Raw genomic sequence first — 322 nt, 5'->3', positions numbered from 1 at the left:
CTCAGCGACACCGATAAAACCATTCTGGATATCGCGATGATTGCGGGTTTTCGCTCCAGCAGTCGATTTTATAGCTCATTTCATAAATACGTCGGTATGCCGCCTCAGCAGTATCGCAAGCTCAGCCAGCAACGCCGAAATCATCCACCTTATGCGGAGGGATAATTGACTATCAAATCTATCTCTTATTTTACTGCTGAAATATGAACATCATAACAGCAGGCCAGAAAAGATCGCCTGAAACAGTTAATAAAATAGAGTTCGTTCAACAACTCACGTAACTACGCCACTCCATTATTGATTGGCCTGTAGCAGGTATTTC

1 protein-coding gene is annotated in these 322 nt (G+C 43.2%); it reads left to right on the top strand.

Annotated features, from left to right (window positions below; translation table 11 throughout):
• Positions 1-165 (top strand): AraC family transcriptional regulator (locus FDX22_RS12050; RefSeq protein ID WP_146717250.1); only part of this gene is annotated, 165 nt, incomplete at its 5' end.
• Positions 166-322 lie beyond the last annotated feature (157 nt).

Origin of the sequence: Citrobacter sp. TBCS-14, assembly GCF_005280805.1 — a bacterium.
GTDB classification, from domain to species: Bacteria; Pseudomonadota; Gammaproteobacteria; order Enterobacterales; family Enterobacteriaceae; genus Citrobacter; species Citrobacter gillenii.
The sequence above is the reverse complement of the archived record's forward strand: the minus strand, read 5'-3'. Positions and strand labels throughout refer to the sequence as shown.